This window comes from Corynebacterium sp. (genome assembly GCF_022712275.1).
Classification (GTDB): Bacteria; Actinomycetota; Actinomycetes; order Mycobacteriales; family Mycobacteriaceae; genus Corynebacterium.
The window spans coordinates 78852-95046 of the sequence record NZ_JALAGU010000052.1 but is presented as its reverse complement, the minus strand read 5'-3'; the positions used below and the strand labels follow the sequence as shown (position 1 = coordinate 95046).

Genomic DNA, 16195 nt, shown 5'->3' with positions numbered 1-16195 from the left:
GCGGCGAGTTCGGCAGCGTGTGCGTATCGGTAGGCTTCTGCCCGCGTCCTGCCGCGTAGCGCGAGGACGGTGGACAGGCGCAGGTCTTCGTCGATGGTCAACAGCCAGGTCACGAGATCGAACTCGGCGTGGTTGACCGCCTGGACGAGGTCGCGGGCAGGGTGTTCGGCATCCAGTGGCAGCAGTGCGGTGGTCATGTTCCCTCCCTCGCAGCGTCCGGATCATCATCGACCGACAGTTTGATCACTACCCGAAAGTATATCCGAGCCATCGGACAGTGTCAACCACACGTTCGAATCTCAGTCATTCGTGGACACCGGAGAACGTGGAGAAGACGCAGAAGTGCCGGGCCGGTCACCGACCGACCCGGCACTTCCGGGAACAGAAAGAGCTACCTCACGTGCAGGGAGACAGCGTCCGCCGCCATCTTGGCGGTCTGACGCGCCAGATCGGCGCTCTCGGCGGTCGTGAAGGCCACGCCCATGCGACGACGCTCATGGGAGACCGGCTTACCGAAGATGCGGACATCAGCCTCCGGCACATCCAGCGCCTGGGCCAGACCGGAGTAGGACGGGGCGTCGCCCTCCGTACCGCCGTAGATCACCGCGGAGGCACCCGGCGAGACCAGGGTGGTGTCGATCGGGAGGCCGAGGATCGCCCGGGCGTGCAGGTCGAACTCGCTGAAACGCTGGGAACCCATGGTCACCATGCCGGTATCGTGCGGGCGGGGGCTGACCTCGGAGAAGTACACGTCATTTCCCTTGATGAACAGCTCGACACCGAAGACACCTCGACCGCCCAGCGCGCCGGTGATGCGGGCGGCGACAGAGCGCGCCGCGCCCAGCGCCTCCTCGCTCATCTGCGCCGGCTGCCAGGACTCGACGTAGTCACCGTGCTGCTGACGGTGGCCGATCGGCTCGCAGAACCAGGTGGCGTCCTCGCCGGTGGCGGGATCGACGGACCGGATGGTGAGCAGGGTGATCTCATAGTCGAAGGGCACGAACTGCTCGATGATGACGCGCTCGGACTGGACCCGACCGCCACTCATCGCGTACTCCCACGCCGGGGCGATGTCCTCGGCGTCACGGACGTAGGACTGGCCCTTGCCCGAGGAGCTCATGACCGGCTTGACCACGCAGGGGATACCGATCTGGCGGACGCCGTCCTCGAACTCCTCGTAAGTCGAGGCGAAGACGTGGCGCGAGTTCGGCAGGCCGAGCTCCTTGTCCGCCAGGGTGCGGATGCCCTCCCGGTTCATGGTGAGCCGGGTGGCCCGGGCGGTGGGGATGACAGTGGCCAGCCCCGCATCCTCCACCTCGGCCAGCGCGTCGGTGGCCAGCGCCTCGATCTCCGGGACCACGAAGTCCGGGCGAACCTGCTCGACGAGGGCACGGACCGCCTGCGGGTCGGTCATGTCGATCGTGTACTGGTGGTCGGCGATCCGCTGAGCAGGGGCTCCGGTGTACCGGTCGACGGCGTGCACCTCCACGCCGAGTCGCTGCAGGGCGATGGTCACCTCGCGGCCGAGTTCACCGGAACCCAGGAGGAGGACTTTCGTGGCGTTGGCGGCGCCCGGGGTGCCGATGGCGTCGGGAGTGTACACCGTGTTCCTTTCAGGAGGGTGGCAGTTGTCGTCACCCCGAACGGTACCCCCAGGGTCTGGTCAACCACGAAACAAACAGACGTTCCGGGCACCGCGGGGGATGGTCTGTCCACCCGTTCCCGACCGGTCGGGAATAGATCCGGGGAGACCAGAGTTGAGTGTGGTGCAATCAACTTCAACCGGAGGTCCCGGGCTCTACCGGGACAGACAGGACAGCATCATGAGCACTTTCCGCCTCGACCCCTTCGCCCCGCTCGACCATGTCGCCCGCGGGTTCCTGGGTACCCCCGCTGAGCGCGCGCCGCGGTTCATGCCGATGGATCTCGCGAAGTCCGAGGAGGGCTTCACGCTCACCGCGGACCTCCCGGGTGTGGACCCGCGGTCCGTCGACATCGACATCGACAACGGACTCCTCACCATCTCCGCGGCGCGGACCACCGGCCCGGCGGACGCAGAGCGGGATGACGGCACCACCTGGCTCGCCGCTGAGCGGTTCTCCGGCACCTACCGCCGCCAGGTCGCCGTCGGGGACACCGTGGACACCGGCAGGATCTCCGCCGACTACGCCGACGGCGTCCTCACCGTGACGCTGCCGGTCGCCGAGCGGGCGAAATCCCGCCGCATCGAGGTGTCCCACCGCGGCGACGCTGCCGTGGTCGAGGCCCCTGCCGATGCCTCCGGAGAGAATTCTGACGGGGAGTAGGTAACGCCCTCTGACGAGGTGCCGATAGTCCGGGTGAGACACACGACATCTCAGTGAATGACCCGGCCGCCCCACAACTGCGGCCGGGTCTTTTTGCTGTTCAGAGTGGTTTCAGACTCACCGACGCATCGCTGACCGCCGCGGCGAACCCCGCGTTGTGGCAGGTCCACAGCACTGCCGGACGCTTCTCCCCCACCCCCAGGACACGGTGGTATTCCCCCGCCGCGTAGCCCCGCAGGACGCGGGCGAGCCAGGCATGCCCCGACGCGTCCAGTCCGACGGTCGGCTCATCGACGAGCAGCAGCTCCGGCCCACGGACCAGGGCAGCGGCGACCGCCACCATGCGTCGGGCGGCACTGGGCACGTCCAGGGGGTGGACGTCCGCCCACTGTTCCAGGCCCACCCATTCCAGGGCGGCCCGCGCATGGGCCCGGTCCGTACCCACCATGAGTTCGCGGAACACCGACCGCTTCGAGAACGCGGCGTCCATCCCGGTCGGCGCCCACCCCGGGGTCGGCGACGAGGGCGCGACCAGTCGTCCGGTGTGCGGGAGCAGCCCGAGCACGGCGAGCATGAGCGTGGTCTTACCCGACCCGTTCGGTCCGGCGAGGTGGGTGACCTGCCCGGCGCGGGCGACCAGGGACACGTCCAGGGTGAAGGACCCGTTCGTCGCGGTGAACCCGGCGTCCAACACCGGCTCCCCCGCAGTCGCCGGCGTCATCTCCGGCAGCTCCGGACCCGGTGCCGGAGCAGGTGTCAGCGCACCGTCGACCAGATGGAAATGCTGCCCGGCGAGTGACGCCAGTGGTGTGGCGACGCGGTCGTAGACGGTCACGTCGCCGACCTCGGCGCTGAAGCGGGACAGCGTCTCCACGAGGGTGTCCACCGCTGCGGCGTCCAGCCCGTCGGTCGGGCAGTCGAGAACCAGCGCACCGGGGTCGCGCAGCAGTGCCGCCGCGACGGCGACCCGGCGCGTCTGCCCGGTGGACAGCCGGGACGGGTCACGGTCGATGATCTCCCTCAGCCCCCAGAGGTCCACGGCGTCGTCGATACGGGACGCCATGACCTCCCGGGGGATCCCCTGCTGCTCCATGCCGAAAGCGAGTTCCTCACGGACAGTCGGACGCAGCAGGGTTATGTGCGCTGCGGCGTCATTCCCGACCCACGCGGCCCCGGACGCCTCGGCCGCAGCCCAGGCGTGCTCGGACAGGCCGGAGCCCGAGGCCCCCCAGATGTATCGCACGGTCATGGCCGTGACCGTACGCTGAAGGTGTGAAGATCGCCGCATTCGACATCGACGGGACGCTCCTGTTCGACGACGGCATCGCCTAAGACACCCTCGCCGCCGACTACCCGGTGCTCTACACCGGAGCGGTGGTCACGGGCCGTGAGTAGGATGTCCTGCACCGGGACTTGCTGGGCACCGACAATGTCCGGCAGATTGTCGACCGGCTATCCCGGGGCGACGGGATCGCCGTGTACGGCACGATGCCCGGGGACCGGGATATCCGGTTCAGTTCGACGATCCCCCACGAGACAGCCTCCCCGGTGCTCAAGGATTTCCGGGACATGGATCCCTTCTCCATCCCCGGGCACGAGTTCATCGGCGTCCCGGTGCGGGTGCCGGACAATGAGCGGCTGAAGCTCGGCATCCGGGACTGGATCTCCGAGACCCTCGACGTCGGTCGCGTGGTGAACCAGAACTTCGTGGACATCGTCCCCGCCGGAGCGTCGAAGGGGGCCGGACTGCGGTGGAGCTGTTCACCTTCGGGGATTCCTGGAATGACCTGCCGATGCATGCGGTCGCCGACCGGTCATTCCCCTTCCCCTGGTCGCCCGCCGAGGTGCAGGAGCAGACCACGGCGGTCATCGACTCGGTTGCCGGGGAAACTCCCCCGACTGCTGTAGCCGACCCGGAGTGGCCTACCCGAAGCGGATCTCCTTGGGCACGGCCTTCAGTGCATTGGAGACCGGGCAGGTCTCCTTGGCCCAGCGGGCCTTCTCACGGAGCGCGTCGTTGTCGAGACCGGGGACTTCACCGCTGACGGTGAGCACGATGCCGGTGATGCCGCCCTTGTCCGGGTCGAAGGTCACGGCGGCATGGGCGTCGAGGGTGTCCGCAGGGTGACCGTCCTCGGCGAGGCCGTTGGACAGCTGCATGAGGTAGCAGGACGCCAGAGCGGCGCCGAGCAGTTCCTCGGGGTTGGTGGTGCCGCCGGCGGCCTCGGTGCGGGCCTTCCAGCTGGTCTCGAAGGTTGCGGTCTTCGACGTGTCCAGGCTGGCGCGGCCGGAGCCGTTGAAAAGGTCGCCTTCCCAGTGTGCGCTGGCCTTGCTGACAGTTGCCATGATCTGTCTCCCTCTGTGGTGGTAGGTACTCTGACCAGGGTACCCGTCACATCACAGCGAGGACGGCGGCCAGCACGGACGCCACGATGAGCAGCCACCGGCCGACACGCTGGACCGGCGGGTCGGCGACCGGCACGAGCACGGTCCGTGTCCCCGTCGCGCCGATCCCGGTGCGCTGCAGTGGTCGGGCGCGGTTGCCGGCGTCCACCACCAGTCCGACGACCAGCGGGAGGACGCAGGACGTGCGGGCACGCCAGGTGTCCGGGACACCACGGCTGAGCTGGACCTGACGGATCGTCCGCCAACGCTGCTGCGCCATGGGCAGCAGGCGAACCACGGAACCGACCATGTAGACCAGCGGGGCAGGGATGCGCAGCTGCAGGTCACGCATGAGGTCGTCGGCATTGACGAAGGAGAGCAGCACCAGGCCGGAGACCGTCATCGCGGCAAAGCGCAGCGAGAGGTCGCCGGTGGTGGCCCAACCGTCATCGGCGAAGGGGACGTAGATCAGGGCGTAGGAGACCGTCGCAGGCACCGAGATCACCAGGGCGGCGAGCAGGGCGCGGCGGTGGCGGCGTCCTGCGAGGAGGGCGATCATCGCGGACGCGGCCAGAAAGGCACCGCTGACCACGGTTTCGTGGGCCACCATGACCACCGCGACCGCGCAGATCGCGGCGGTCAGTGGAGTGAGCGGGTTCATGCTTCCGCCGGATCGAAGGTGCGGCGGGTGCGCAACGGCAGGGCCCGGTAGACCGCGAAGACCAGCAGGAAGATGATGACCTTGTCGATCGGGTCAGAGGTCCAGGACTGCAGGAACACGGCGGTGGTGTTGGAGAACCCGAGGGACTCGTAACCGGAGACCAGCAGGCCGGTGCCGGTGCCGGCGGTGCCGCCGAAGATGAAGTTCGCGACCGGGGCGGAGACCAGGCCGGAGAGGAAACCGAGGACCAGGCCGGCGAGGACGACCTTCCACCAGGAGGACTTCCACAGCTGACGGACCAGGCCGACGGCGAAGCCCATCATCGCGTAGCCGGCGGCGAAGCAGATGATCGTCGGGTTGAACGCGCCCCACACGATCGAGGACAGACCGCCGGTGGCCAGGCCCGCTGCGGGCCCGGCGAGGACAGCGACCAGTACCGTGCCGAAGGAGTCGAGGTAGAGCGGCAGCGGCAGGCCCATGGTGCCGACGACCTGGCCGACGACGATATTGAGCACCAGGGCGACGGGGATGATGCTCAGGGTGCGCACCGGCAGGGTGGGGATCACCGCGACCAGGGAGAGAAGCGTGGGGACCAGGAAGCCGACGAGGGCGATGGCGGTGGAACGGGAGTCCGCGACGGAGGCGAAGTCGGAGTCGTCCGGCTGACTGAGGACGAGCCAGAGCCAGGTGATGACGAACAGGGCGACGCTGACGCTGATCAGCGTGATGCGGACGGGGCGTGACAGAGGGCGCACGGGTGGGCTTCCTGGGTTTTCACGGCGCAGGGCGCCGGTGCGACGCTCCCCTATGTCACCTCGGGGACGCCGCGCTCGGTGTTGACGTGCTCATTCTGCCGAGTGCAGGCCACCAGGGCAAGGCGGCGCCCCTGGTAGCTCCGGTCCCATGCCGATGCAGAAGACCTCATGGGACGGTGTCTCCGACGCCTACCGACGGTCTTTCGGGACGGTGTGCGCCGGATCCGTCAACCGGCTGGTGTCGGACGCCGACGGGCAGGACCACCTGGACGTGGAGGATTTCCCCGGAGGACCTGTGAGCGGGAGTGACCGGCGGCGTCCCCACACCGGGACGCACGTACCTGGCGCAGTCACCGCAGATCCGGCACCGGGCGGAGCAGGAGTTCTTCGCGCGGGCGGCGTCCTGCGTCAGTGACGGTGAACTGTGCTTTCCCACTGTCGCGTCCTGCGTCCCGGCGACACGCTGATCCTCACGATCGCGACCCCACTGGACCGGTCAAGTCAATTCACCGTAATCGCCGCTGACCTGTACCTTCCCGGAAGTTTTCAGGAACGGGCGGCAGGCGAACTTGACAGACCAAGCGGTCTACTGGTTCTCTTGGGCACCAAGCAGTCGACGAGAGTCGAGTTCCCCTCCTGGAGCCCCGGACGAGGTGGAACCTGCGGACAGGCCCGCCATGGATCCTGTTACCGCAGCGTGCGGCCTGTTTCACCAGACCATTCCCGGGGCTTTTCCATGCCCGGGGGTGGGCATCCACGGACACGGCACGCACGTGACTCACGTATCGACGGCGAGACCCGTACATCCACATCGTGAAGGATCACACGTGACCGCACAGATCAACGCCACCGTCGCCGGGGTTCCGCGCATCGGCCCGAAGCGCGAGCTCAAGAAGGCCCTGGAGACCTACTGGAAGGACGCCTCCACCGGGCGCAACCTCGCCACCGTCGCCACCCAGCTGGTCAACCAGCAGGCTGACCAGCTCACCACCGCCGGCCTGGACTCCGTCCCGACCATCGGCCGCAGCTTCTACGACGCCATGCTCGACACCTCCGCCCTGCTGGGCGCACTGCCGACCCGCGTCGCCGACATCGACGACCACGACAACGACGGCCTGCCCGCCTTCGTCGACCGGCTCTTCGCCGCCGCCCGCGGTACCGCCGAGCTCCCGGCGTCCGCCATGACCAAGTGGTTCGACACCAACTACCACTACATCGTCCCCGAGCTGGCCGCGGACACCGAGTTCCGTCTCGATGACGCCGCCCTGCTCGCCGACCTCGCCGACCAGGTCACCCGCGGCACCGCCGCCCGCCCGGTCCTCATCGGCCCGCTGACCTACCTGGCCCTGGCCCGCACCACCGACGGCTCTGACGCGCTGACCCACCTCGAAGAGGTCTTCGACGCCTACGCCCGCCTGCTCCCCCGCATCGCCGAGCGCGGTGCCGCCTGGGTCCAGTTCGACGAGCCCTACCTGGTCACCGATGTCGACACCGACGAGAACCGCAAGGCTGACCTGCTGGCCCGCACCCGCGTCGGCTACGAGAGGCTCGCCGCCGCGTCCGACCTGGACATCCTGCTGCAGACCTACTTCGGTGACGGCGACCTCGCCATCAAGACCCTCACCGGCACCGGCATCGCCGCCTTCGGTGTGGACCTGGTCACCGGCCGCACCGATGAGCGTCAGGCCGACGAGACCAACATCGCCGACGCCGACCTGCTCCCGTCCTGGACCGGTGCCGAGCAGTTGCTCGCCGGTGTCGTCGACGGCCGCAACATCTGGCGTACCGACCTGGCCCGCGCCCTGGAGACCCTCAAGGCCCTCGCCGCCCGCGGCCCGGTCGGTGTCTCCACCAGCGCATCCCTGCTGCACGTCCCCTACTCCCTCGCCCAGGAGACCAGCCTCGACGACGATTCCGAGCTGCGCAGCTGGCTCGCCTTCGGTGCCGAGAAGATCGCCGAGGTCGCCCTGCTGTCCCGCGCCCTGCGTGGCGAGGAATCCGAGGGTGACGACGCCGCTGTCGCCGAGGCCCACAAGGCCGTCGAGTCCCGCAAGAACTCGGAGCGCACCCGCAACGCCGCGCTGCGTCAGCGCACCGCCGCCATCACCGAGGCCGACCGCCACCGCAACCCCTTCGACCAGCGTCGAGAGGTCCAGGAGCGCGAGCTGAACCTCCCGCCGCTGCCGACCACCACCATCGGTTCCTTCCCGCAGACCGCGGAGATCCGCGGTGCCCGCGCCAAGCTGCGCTCCGGTGAGTACTCCGCCGAGCAGTACCACGACGCGATGGTCGCCGAGATCAGGGACGTCATCGATCGTCAGGAGGCCCTGGGCCTCGACGTGCTCGTCCACGGTGAGCCCGAGCGCAACGACATGGTGCAGTACTTCTCCGAACAGCTAGAGGGCTACCACTCCACCGACCTGGCGTGGGTACAGTCCTACGGCTCCCGTTGCGTCCGCCCGCCGATCCTGTTCGGTGACGTCACCCGCCCGAAGGCCATGACCGTCGAGTGGTTCAAGATCGCACAGTCCTTCACCGACAAGATCGTCAAGGGCATGCTGACCGGTCCGGTCACCATGTTGGCGTGGGCCTTCGTCCGCGACGACCAGCCGCTCGGCGAGACCGCCGACCAGGTCGCCCTGGCCCTGCGCGACGAGATCGACGACCTGGTGGACGCCGGCGCGAAGATCGTCCAGGTCGACGAGGCCGCACTGCGTGAGCTGCTGCCGCTGCGCCGCGCACAGCAGCCGTACTACCTGGAGTGGTCCGTCGGATCCTTCCGCCTGGCCACCTCCGGCGTCGAGGACGTCACCCAGATCCACACCCACATGTGCTACTCCGAATTCAACGAGCTCATCGGCACCATCGCGGACCTGGACGGCGACGTCACCTCCATCGAGGCCTCCCGTAACGGCATGCAGGTGCTGCACGCCCTCAAGGACTCCGGCTTCGAGCTGGCCGTCGGCCCGGGCGTCTGGGACATCCACTCCCCGCGCGTCCCGGAGCAGGCCGAGGTCGACAAGCAGCTCGCCGACGCCCTCGAGGCCGTCCCGGCCCGTCAGCTGTGGGTCAACCCGGACTGCGGTCTGAAGACCCGCGGCTGGGAAGAGACCACCGCCGCGCTGAAGGTGCTCGTCGCCGCCGCGCAGAAGGCCCGCGCGTCCGTCAACGCGTAACGGCCGTTCGACAGAACCCCACCGCTTCAGGTGGGGTTCTTCGTCGTTCCGGGGCAGGTCAGCGCGTAGCGTGGAGTGTGACGGAACCCACTGCTGACTGCCCTGACCGGCGCCGGAAGACCCCAGGAGGACGCCATGTCCGACACGACACCCACCGACTCTCTCGCCGAGCGCATCATCACCGGCTCCACGCTGGACGCGGTGATCTACGCCGACCACACCGGGACCATCCGCCTGTGGAACGACGCCGCGGTCGACATGTTCGGCTGGCCTGCAGAGGACGCGGTCGGGCAGTCGCTGGAACTCATCATCCCGGAGAAGTTGCGGGGTGCGCACTGGACCGGCTGGGGCCGGGTCATGGAGACCGGTGTGACCAGGTACGGCCGGGAACCGTTGACCGCCCCTGGCGTCCGGAAGGACGGGACCCGCGTCTCCCTGGAGTTCTCCATCGTCATGCTGAAGGACGCCGAGGGGCGCGTCGAGGGTGTGGCCGCCGTACTCCGTGACGTCACGGCACGGTGGGAGAAGGAGCGGGAGCTCAAACGCCGGGTCCGGGAGCTTGAGGTGCAGGTCAGCGAGATGCCAGGGCAGTGAGGTTCTCGCCGACGAGGCGCTGCGTCGTCCATTCGTCCTGCGGAGTGGCACCGATCGACCGGTAGAAGGCGATGGACGGTTCATTCCAGTCGAGAACCGTCCACTCCAGACGGGTGTAGCCACGGTCGACGCAGATTCCGGCGAGTGCGGAGAGCAGCGCGGTGCCGTAGCCGTGTCCACGGTATTCCTGGTGGACATAGAGGTCCTCCAACCAGATGCCGTGGCGTCCGGTCCAGGTGGAGTAGGAGAGGAACCACAGGGCGATGCCGCGGACCTCGTCTGTGCCGTCTGTGCCGTCGGCTCCGTTTCCGGACGCCACGACGTGCGCGAACGCCTTCGGATCGTCACCGAAGAGGGTGTCGGTGAGCATCGCCCCGGTGTTCTCGACGGCGTCCGGCTCCTTCTCGTAGACCGCGAGGGCGTGGACGCAGTCGAGGATGCCGGGGATGTCGCCGGGGCGTGCGGGGCGCACCACGGCACCGTCGGGGAGGACGCGGGGCGTCGGGGAAACCTGCTCAGTCATGCCGACGATGCTACGTATCAGATGAACGCACCAGAGTCGCGGCATGGTCCCGGAGGTACTCGCGAAGTCCTGGAAGCGTGAACTCGACCTGACCTGTGCCGACTGCCCAACAGTCCCTTGCCGGGCCGGGAGGACGCCTTCACCCCACTGCTCTGCGTCGACACGGGCACCTTGTCGGCCCCCGGGACCAGTATCGGTGCCGGCTGGTTCATCCAGGATGACGGCCTGGTGTGGCACAACGGTGCCGCCGATGAGCACGACCAGACCGGGTACGACGTAGACGAGAGTGTTGACCGCGACGAAAGTCGGTGACATCCACCGATACACGCCAGCATGATCAGCGACAGCCACAGGATCGTCGACTTCGATCCCCGGTCGTCCGCCTCCCCGCCGGTGCCGAAGTGGACGGGCACCGTGTCCGGCATCGACGGATACCGGACCAGCACCCACACGGTGACGGCCGCAGTGGCGACCGAGGTCGAGCGGCGGAGCCATACGGTGACGGGTCTGGTCGTGTACGTCCGCGCCGGACGCTCCGGTTGCGACCAGTTCTTCGACTATCCTTCCACTCCGCTGGAAATTTCCTCAGGCTAGCAGGGGGTGGCCAACGGGATGATCAGTCGCTCACCGGCACGTCCCGCAGGTCCTTGCGGAGGATCTTGCCGGTACCGGACTTCGGGATGACGTCGGTGAACTCGACCATCCGGATCTTCTTGTACGGGGCGACCCGCTCGGCCACCCACACCATCAGCTCCTCTTTGCCGATCTCCAGCACAGTGCCGTCCAGCCCGACCTGCGGCACCACGAACGCCCGCGGCACCTCCTCACCGTCAGACTCCCTGCGGTAGCCGACCACTGCGGCGTCCGCGATGGCTTCGTGGGACATCAGCAGCGCCTCGAGTTCCGCCGGCGCGACCTGGTAGCCCTTGTACTTGATGAGTTCCTTCGACCGGTCGACGACGTACACGTTGCCCTCGTGGTCGTACCGGACGATGTCGCCGGTGCGCAGCCATCCGTCGCGCATGAGCGTGACCTCGGTGGCCTCCTCGTTGTTGAGGTAGCCCAGCATGACCTGCGGACCACGGATCCACATCTCGCCGGCCTCGGACCGCTCACCCTCGTTGCCCGGCGGCAGGATCTCGGCGAAGTCCGCGTCGGTGAGGTCAACGACCTTGCACTCGGTGTTCGCGACCGGCAGGCCGATGGACGCCAGCGGAGTCTCACCACGGGTGGAGACGTGCGTCACCGGGGACGCCTCGGTCATCCCGAAACCCTGGAGCACAGCGACCCCGAGCCGCTTCTGGACCGCATCGGCGAGCTTCTCGTCGAGCGCCGCCGCACCGGAGAGCACGGTGGTCAGCGAGGAGATGTCGTACCGGTCGACCAGCGGGTGCTTGGCCAGCACCACGGCGATCGGCGGAGCGACGAAGGTGAAGTCGATGTCGTGGACCTGGTGCAGTTCCAGGAACCGCGGCAGGTCGAAGGACGGCATGGTGACGATGTGCAGCCGGTTGTACATCGAGGTGTTGAGCAGCACATTCATCCCGTAGATGTGGAAGAACGGCAGCACGCACATGATCGTGGAGTCCGGCGTCTGGCCGTTGGCCATGAGCAGCGGACCGCACTGGACTATATTCGCGACCAGGTTCCGGTGGCTGAGCTCCACGCCCTTGGGGACGCCCGTCGTGCCGGAGGAGAACGGCAGTACCGCGATGTGGGTGGCCGGGTCGAACTCCACCTCCGGCGCGGCATGCCCCTCCGCCAGCAGGGACGCCAGTCCGTTCGCCTCATCGACGAGGTCGATGACGGCGTCCTCGTCGAGGCCCGCCTCCTCCGCTCCCTCAGCGCCGGCGGTCCCGAGCGCACCGACGGTGAGCATGAGGGACGCCCCGGACGCGGTGACCTGCTTGGCGATGTCCTGGGCGGTGCCGAGGGCACCGACGGTGGTGACTGTCGCCCCGGCACGCATGATCCCATGGAAGGCCACGACGAAGGCCAGGGAGTTCGGGGCATGGAGGGCCACGACATCGCCGACGCCGAGTCCGCGGTGGGCCAGAGCCCCGGCGAAGGCGTCCACCCGGTCACGGAGTTCGCCGTAGGTGGTCACCGAACCGGTGGACGAGTCCGTGACGGCGACTCTGCCCTCTTCCTCGGGAGTCAGCCCGGCGAACAGCAGGTCAAATACGCTGACCTCGGGGATCTCGATGGTGTGGTGGGGACTGGGGACAGGCACAGGGGACTCCTCGGGACGATCCGGACGGCGGGTGAATTTCACATCTGAAACGAGACTAGACTGCCCCCGCGTCAACTGCGGAACTTCCGTTCATTTCATCAGCCGAAGGTCCGCAGCGGATGCCGCCCTTCCTCGTCCAGGTCATCCAGATGTGCGTGCTCGTTGAGCGACCGCAGCGAGAGGCGGGGCGCCCCGTCGACCCCGGTGCCCACCCCGAGCACCGTCACCGACGCATTGAGCACGGTGGAGATCAGGTCGCTCCAGGACACCCCGGGCAGCGTCTCGGCGACGCACGCCGCGATAGGACCGCCTGAGCTCACGACCACCGCCGAGCCCGTCTCCGACGCCACATCGGCGGCGGCGAAGAGTCCTGCCCGGACAGTCTGCCGGAAGTCCCCGTACCCGGACCCGGTCGTCCACTCGTCGATCGCGCCCATGAGTGCACGGTTGACCTCGTCGACCTGGGCGCGGGGCAGTTTGCCGGCCTTCGCCCGCTTCAGCGCCTCGGTGTGACCCGGATTCTCCCGGAACCAGGGGGTGAGGATGTCGCCGAAGCGGATCTCCTTCCAGGCGTCGTCGACAGTGGGCGTGGCGGAGTTCAGGGCGGCGGCCACAGCAGCGGCGGTGTCACGCTGCCTGACCAGAGGGCCGTGGATGACCGGGGTGCGTGCCGGGACCCGTTGCGCCAGAGCACGTCCGACGGTGCCTGCCTGGCGCCTTCCGAGATCACTCAGCCGGTCGTAGGCGGCCTCAAAGCCGCCGTCGGAGGCGTTGTCCAGAGCATCCTGCCCTGCTTGACCATGCCTGACCAGGTAAATAGCGGACATGAATCTCCTTTCGATGCGGCCAGCGTATACGATCTTCCCCATGAGTGACTCAGGTAACACCACAGCCTCCGACCGCGAAGCCCGGGCCGAACGCCGCCGCCAGGGGATCCTCGCCGCCGCGCGGACGGTGTTCCTCCGTGACGGCTACCACGACGCGAAACTCACCGGGGTGGCCACCGAGGCCGGCTGCTCGGTGGGGACGCTCTACACCTACTTCGCCGACCGGGACGCCCTGCTCGCCGCGGTCCTCGCCGACGTGGAGGACGAGATGCGCTCGGCGGGGCACCAGGACCAGAGCACCGGCCCCGGGGACGCCAGGCCCACCCCCGCCGAGCAGATCAGCGCGACCAACCGCGCCTACCTGGCGTCCTACCGGAGGAACCGGTCGATCATGGCACTCATGGAGCAGGTGGCCCAGGCCGACGAGAACTTCAGCCGGCAGCGCCTGCTGCGCGCCGACGGGTTCATCGACCGCAATGCCCGTGCCCTGGAGCGACTGACCTCCGCAGGCGCGATCACGGTCGAGGATCCGGAGATGACCGCGATGGCCCTGTCCGCCGCCGTGTCCCGGATGGCGTATGTGGTCTGGGTCGACGGCAGGTACCCCGACACCGACGAGATCTTCGAGCGGCTGTGCGCCACGGCGGACCGCATCTGGCTGGGAACGCTCGGACTTCCGGTGAAATGAATCACAGTTCATGTTAGGTTGGTCGCATGACCACCTACGACTTCACCGACCGCACCGCCGTCGTCACCGGCGGGTCCCGCGGTATCGGCTACGCCACCGCACACCTCCTCGCCGCGTCCGGCGCGAATGTCTTCCTGACCTCGCGTAAGGCGGACGCCGCCGAGGAGGCCGCCGCACAGATCACCGCAGATCTCGCCGACACCACCGGAGCCGGCACCGTCACCGGCCTCGCCGGCCACGTCGCCCACCCGGAGGCTGCCGCCGCGGTCTGCGCCGCCGCCGTCGAGGCCACCGGCCGCCTGGACGTCCTCGTCAACAACGCCGGCACCAACCCCGCCTACGGCCCCGTCGCCGACCAGGACCCCGCGCTGGTCGCCAAGGTCTTCGAGATCAACTCCACCGCTCCCCTGGTCTGGACCCGTGCCGCGCTCGACGCGGGCCTCGGCGCCGAATCCACCGGCTCGATCGTCAACATCGCCTCCATCGGTGCACTGACGATGGAGGACGGCATCGGCGTCTACAACTCCTCGAAGGCCGCCCTGCTCCACCTCACCAGGCAGCTCGCCCGCGAACTCGGCCCCCGTGCCCGGGTGAACTCGGTGGCCCCGGGCGTGGTCCGGACCCGCCTGTCCGAGGCCCTGTGGAAGGACCATGAGGCCGAGGCCGCCGCCATCTCCCCGCTCGGTCGGATCGGTGAGCCCGCCGACATCGCCGACGCCGTGGCCTTCCTCGCCGCCCCCAGCTCCTCCTGGATCACCGGCGCCAACCTCGTCGTCGACGGCGGGCAGCTCGTCGGCACCTCCAGCATCTCCGGAAAGTAGACACCACCATGGACTTCAGCAACACCGAGCGCAGTATCGACTACCAGAACCGGCTCACGGCCTTCATGGACGAGTGCGTCTACCCCGCCGAGGCGACCTACCACGAGCAGATCGAGGCCTCCGGCAACCCGCACCACTTCCCCGCCGTCCTCGGCGAACTCAAGGAGGCGGCGAAGAAGCGCGGCCTGTGGAACCTCTTCCACCCGCACGAGGGCGACGGCGTCCCCGCACTCACCAACGCCGAGTACGCACCGCTGGCGGAGATCATGGGACGCAGCATCGAGCTCGCCCCCGAGGCATGCAACTGCAATGCCCCGGACACCGGAAACATGGAGGTCCTCGAGCTCTACGGCACCGACGAACACCGGAAGAAGTACCTTGAGCCGCTGCTGCGCGGCGAGATCCGCTCCGCCTTCTGCATGACCGAGCCGGAGGTCGCGTCCTCCGATGCCACGAACATCTCCATGGGCTTCACCCGTGTCGACGGCGGCTACCTGCTCAACGGCCGCAAGTGGTTCAGCTCCAATGCCATGCACCCCAACCTCGGCGTCCTCATCGTCATGGGCAAGACCAGCCCGGACGCGGAGCGGCACCTGCAGCAGTCCATGCTCGCCGTCCCCGCGGACGCCGAGGGGGTGACCATCGTGCGCAACCTCCCTGTCTTCGGCTACCACGACCGCGAGGGCCACGCCGAGATCCTCTTCGAGGACGTCTTCGTCCCCGACAAGGACATCCTCGGCGGCGAGGGCATGGGATTCCGTATCTCCCAGGACCGCCTCGGACCGGGCCGTATCCACCACTGCATGCGCTCGATCGGCATCGCCGAGCGTGCCCTGGAACTGCTGTGCCGCCGTGCCGAGTCCCGCACCACCTTCGGCAAGAAGCTCTCCGAGCGCGACAACATCCGCGACTGGATCGCCGAGGCCCGGATCAGCATCGAGTCCGCCCGACTGCTGACGATGAAGGCCGCGTGGATGATGGACACCGTCGGCAACAAGGCCGCCCGCCAGGAGATCGCCGCGATCAAGGTGCTCGCCCCACGGATCGCCCTCGAGATCGTCGACAAGGCGATCCAGGTCCACGGTGGCGAGGGCGTCACCAACGACACCCCGCTGGCCGGCATGTACGCCGGGCTGCGCACCCTGCGCTTCGCCGACGGCCCCGATGAGGTGCACCTCATGACCATCGCGCGGGCGGAACTGCGCAAGTACCGGTAGGAAGGACGC

Annotated in this window: 18 protein-coding genes and 1 pseudogene; 9 read left to right on the top strand and 10 right to left on the bottom strand. The window is 68.3% G+C overall.

Going from position 1 to position 16195, the window contains the following annotated elements:
- Nucleotides 1–197, bottom strand: a pseudogene (locus Q0A27_RS13070) (HNH endonuclease); the annotation flags it as partial.
- A gap of 194 nt (nucleotides 198–391) precedes the next feature.
- Nucleotides 392–1603 carry a formate-dependent phosphoribosylglycinamide formyltransferase gene (purT, locus tag Q0A27_RS13065; RefSeq protein ID WP_291476138.1) on the bottom strand — a complete coding sequence of 404 codons (1212 nt, stop codon included), beginning with the start codon at nucleotides 1601–1603 and terminating at the stop codon, nucleotides 392–394.
- A 220-nt stretch (nucleotides 1604–1823) separates the two neighbouring features.
- On the opposite strand from purT, the gene Q0A27_RS13060 reads away from it, so the two are divergent.
- Nucleotides 1824–2306 (top strand): Hsp20/alpha crystallin family protein, encoded by a 483-nt coding sequence (locus tag Q0A27_RS13060; protein WP_291476137.1) that lies wholly within the window; start codon nucleotides 1824–1826, stop codon nucleotides 2304–2306.
- A 100-nt stretch (nucleotides 2307–2406) separates the two neighbouring features.
- Here the strand turns inward: Q0A27_RS13060 and Q0A27_RS13055 are convergent, their stop codons facing one another.
- Entirely contained in the window at nucleotides 2407–3555 is a 1149-nt protein-coding gene (locus tag Q0A27_RS13055; RefSeq protein ID WP_291476136.1) for an ATP-binding cassette domain-containing protein, read from the bottom strand.
- Nucleotides 3556–3719: 164 nt separating this feature from the next.
- Between Q0A27_RS13055 and Q0A27_RS13050 the strand changes: the two genes are divergently transcribed.
- Nucleotides 3720–4214, top strand: coding sequence for a hypothetical protein (locus Q0A27_RS13050; protein ID WP_291476135.1), 495 nt, complete (start codon nucleotides 3720–3722; stop codon nucleotides 4212–4214).
- A 15-nt stretch (nucleotides 4215–4229) separates the two neighbouring features.
- Here Q0A27_RS13050 and Q0A27_RS13045 read toward each other — a convergent pair whose 3' ends face one another.
- From Q0A27_RS13045 to Q0A27_RS13035, 3 genes are read right to left on the bottom strand one after another with little or no spacing between them, the layout of a single operon-like run.
- The gene (locus tag Q0A27_RS13045; protein ID WP_291476134.1) at nucleotides 4230–4652 is read right to left on the bottom strand and encodes an OsmC family peroxiredoxin; all 423 of its coding nucleotides are present in this window, start codon (nucleotides 4650–4652) and stop codon (nucleotides 4230–4232) included.
- A 46-nt stretch (nucleotides 4653–4698) separates the two neighbouring features.
- Entirely contained in the window at nucleotides 4699–5352 is a 654-nt protein-coding gene (locus Q0A27_RS13040) for an energy-coupling factor transporter transmembrane component T (RefSeq protein WP_291476133.1), read from the bottom strand.
- Nucleotides 5349–6107, bottom strand: coding sequence for an ECF transporter S component (locus tag Q0A27_RS13035; RefSeq protein WP_291476132.1), 759 nt, complete (start codon nucleotides 6105–6107; stop codon nucleotides 5349–5351). The genes Q0A27_RS13040 and Q0A27_RS13035 overlap by 4 nt, the downstream gene beginning before the upstream one ends.
- A 305-nt stretch (nucleotides 6108–6412) precedes the next feature.
- Here Q0A27_RS13035 and Q0A27_RS13030 point away from each other — a divergent pair, with 305 nt between their 5' ends.
- The 3 genes from Q0A27_RS13030 (at nucleotide 6413) to Q0A27_RS13020 (ending at nucleotide 9877) form a co-directional block, all read left to right on the top strand.
- Nucleotides 6413–6574, top strand: a complete 162-nt coding sequence (locus Q0A27_RS13030) for a hypothetical protein (protein ID WP_291476131.1) — start codon at nucleotides 6413–6415, stop codon at nucleotides 6572–6574.
- A 360-nt stretch (nucleotides 6575–6934) separates the two neighbouring features.
- Nucleotides 6935–9283 (top strand): 5-methyltetrahydropteroyltriglutamate--homocysteine S-methyltransferase, encoded by a 2349-nt coding sequence (metE, locus tag Q0A27_RS13025; RefSeq protein ID WP_291476130.1) that lies wholly within the window; start codon nucleotides 6935–6937, stop codon nucleotides 9281–9283.
- 135 nt (nucleotides 9284–9418) lie between these two features.
- Complete coding sequence (locus tag Q0A27_RS13020) at nucleotides 9419–9877, top strand: PAS domain-containing protein (protein WP_291476129.1); 459 nt, start codon at nucleotides 9419–9421, stop codon at nucleotides 9875–9877.
- Here the strand turns inward: Q0A27_RS13020 and Q0A27_RS13015 are convergent.
- Nucleotides 9855–10400, bottom strand: a complete 546-nt coding sequence (locus Q0A27_RS13015; RefSeq protein ID WP_291476128.1) for a GNAT family N-acetyltransferase — start codon at nucleotides 10398–10400, stop codon at nucleotides 9855–9857. The genes Q0A27_RS13020 and Q0A27_RS13015 overlap by 23 nt on opposite strands.
- Nucleotides 10401–10417: 17 nt before the next feature.
- A complete protein-coding gene (locus Q0A27_RS13010; RefSeq protein WP_291476127.1) occupies nucleotides 10418–10825 on the bottom strand; it encodes a DUF1648 domain-containing protein in 408 nt (135 codons plus the stop codon).
- Here Q0A27_RS13010 and Q0A27_RS13005 point away from each other — a divergent pair.
- Nucleotides 10734–10994, top strand: a complete 261-nt coding sequence (locus Q0A27_RS13005) for a hypothetical protein (protein ID WP_291476140.1) — start codon at nucleotides 10734–10736, stop codon at nucleotides 10992–10994. The two genes, Q0A27_RS13010 and Q0A27_RS13005, sit on opposite strands and share 92 nt — an antisense overlap.
- A 22-nt stretch (nucleotides 10995–11016) precedes the next feature.
- Here Q0A27_RS13005 and Q0A27_RS13000 read toward each other — a convergent pair whose 3' ends face one another.
- Together Q0A27_RS13000 and Q0A27_RS12995 are read right to left on the bottom strand one after the other, a co-directional pair.
- Nucleotides 11017–12633, bottom strand: coding sequence for an AMP-binding protein (locus Q0A27_RS13000; protein ID WP_291476126.1), 1617 nt, complete (start codon nucleotides 12631–12633; stop codon nucleotides 11017–11019).
- A gap of 98 nt (nucleotides 12634–12731) precedes the next feature.
- Nucleotides 12732–13460, bottom strand: coding sequence for a histidine phosphatase family protein (locus Q0A27_RS12995; RefSeq protein ID WP_291476125.1), 729 nt, complete (start codon nucleotides 13458–13460; stop codon nucleotides 12732–12734).
- Nucleotides 13461–13500: 40 nt separating this feature from the next.
- Here Q0A27_RS12995 and Q0A27_RS12990 point away from each other — a divergent pair, with 40 nt between their 5' ends.
- The 3 genes from Q0A27_RS12990 to Q0A27_RS12980 are packed head-to-tail and all read left to right on the top strand — an operon-like array spanning nucleotide 13501 to nucleotide 16186.
- Nucleotides 13501–14148 carry a TetR/AcrR family transcriptional regulator gene (locus Q0A27_RS12990; protein ID WP_291476123.1) on the top strand — a complete coding sequence of 216 codons (648 nt, stop codon included), beginning with the start codon at nucleotides 13501–13503 and terminating at the stop codon, nucleotides 14146–14148.
- Nucleotides 14149–14174: 26 nt separating this feature from the next.
- Nucleotides 14175–14969 (top strand): SDR family oxidoreductase, encoded by a 795-nt coding sequence (locus Q0A27_RS12985; RefSeq protein WP_291476121.1) that lies wholly within the window; start codon nucleotides 14175–14177, stop codon nucleotides 14967–14969.
- An 8-nt stretch (nucleotides 14970–14977) separates the two neighbouring features.
- Nucleotides 14978–16186 carry an acyl-CoA dehydrogenase family protein gene (locus Q0A27_RS12980; protein WP_291476119.1) on the top strand — a complete coding sequence of 403 codons (1209 nt, stop codon included), beginning with the start codon at nucleotides 14978–14980 and terminating at the stop codon, nucleotides 16184–16186.
- Nucleotides 16187–16195: the final 9 nt, after the last annotated feature.